Source organism: Bradyrhizobium diversitatis, assembly GCF_016031635.1.
Taxonomy (GTDB): Bacteria; Pseudomonadota; Alphaproteobacteria; order Rhizobiales; family Xanthobacteraceae; genus Bradyrhizobium; species Bradyrhizobium diversitatis.
Genome location: NZ_JACEGD010000100.1, coordinates 1 through 1,259 on the forward strand (window position 1 = coordinate 1; position 1,259 = coordinate 1,259).

Here is a 1,259-nt window from a genome sequence, read left to right on the forward strand (position 1 = left end):
CGCTCGAACCCGGCCGCGATCTCGTCGCCGATCGCGGCTATGATGCCCGTGCTCTCATCGACCTGGTCGAAAGCCGTGGTGGGCGGGCTCATATCCCGACCTGCCGCGACCGCAAGGTCCAGCGCTCGGTCGATCCCGCCCTCTATCGCCAACGCAATTTGATCGAGCGCTTCTTCAACAAGTTGAAGCATTTCCGCCGTATCGCGACACGATATGACAAGACCGCCCGCAACTTCCTTGCCGCCGTCTTGCTTGCCTCAACGCGAATCTGGATGCGGTTTGAGTCCACGACCTAGCCGAACACGGCCGACAGACGGAATGGTCGATGATCTCTTCAGCGATACATTCTGGCCGGTTTGCAGTCCGCGTTTGCTTGCAACGGAGCGCTTGAAAAGACCAGTCGACCTTGCAAACCACGTTCTGATTCACTCCTATTGGTCGCCGGCTGATCGTGAGCCGCCAACGTGGCAGAGATGGCTCGCCGCGGCTCAGCGCAGGTGGCGCGAAGTGCCCCAGTTCAAGGACATGCAGCACCTGAGCTTCCGGGAGGAACTGCACGCCATCGAGGCGGTGATCGCCGGACAGGGAGTCGGGGTTTTCAGTGATGTGCTCGTGGCGCACGACCTCGCAGCTGGTACGCTCGTGAAGGCGTTCAAGTTGAGCTTGCCTGGCTACGGCTTCCATGTGGTCAGTAAGCTGGGCCATCCGCGCGCGCGAACCATCCGGGCCTTCTCCGAGTGGTTACGGTCTGGTCCTTGATCCGCTTCTCTTCCGCGTTCGAAGTTCCTAGCGTCAAAGCTGCGGTCTGACGGCGAGAGTCGCTTGTGGCACAAAGCAGATCTCAAAGTCGACGCGATGTCGCCGAAGGGTCAAAGGCTGCCTACGGCCGCTCGCATAACGCCGGTCGGCTCACCTCCCGAGAGCCGACTTTACAGCCCTCGGAGCGAAGGTGCGTCACGGGCCGATATTGTTGCAAAAGTCAGTTGAGACGAGCCAGCAAGCGTGATTCCGTTGTGTTGACGCGAATCGCGACGAGGTCGATCCATGATGGGCCGTCTGAAGGGTGACCAAGGTCAACTGTTCTACGAGTTTCATCTCAGCGATGTAGTTCCCGAAGATCATCTGGTGCGGAAGATCGACACTGCTCTCGATCTATCCTGGCTTCGCAGCGAACTTGCTCCTCATTATTCGTCCATGGGTCGCCCGTCGATCGATCCGGAGCTGATGATCCGGATGTTGATCGTAGGGTATGTCTTCGC

The 1,259-nt window shown here is 59.3% G+C and carries 3 protein-coding genes; all 3 read left to right on the top strand.

Translation table 11 applies throughout. The annotated features are described in order from the left end of the window. Positions 1 to 296 (top strand): transposase (locus H1B27_RS39600; protein ID WP_197966091.1); only part of this gene is annotated, 296 nt, incomplete at its 5' end. Positions 297 to 318: 22 nt separating this feature from the next. Next, the gene (locus tag H1B27_RS39605; RefSeq protein WP_246516086.1) at positions 319 to 759 is read left to right on the top strand and encodes a LysR substrate-binding domain-containing protein; all 441 of its coding nucleotides are present in this window, start codon (positions 319 to 321) and stop codon (positions 757 to 759) included. A gap of 285 nt (positions 760 to 1,044) precedes the next feature. After that, positions 1,045 to 1,259: transposase (locus H1B27_RS39610; protein WP_376709002.1), on the top strand; the 215-nt coding region annotated here is incomplete at its 3' end.

What these genes read in the sequence shown, in the direction of transcription:
- H1B27_RS39605 (WP_246516086.1), top strand. Translation starts at nt 319, where the DNA reads ATGGTCGATGATCTCTTCAGCGATACATTCTGGCCGGTTTGCAGTCCG.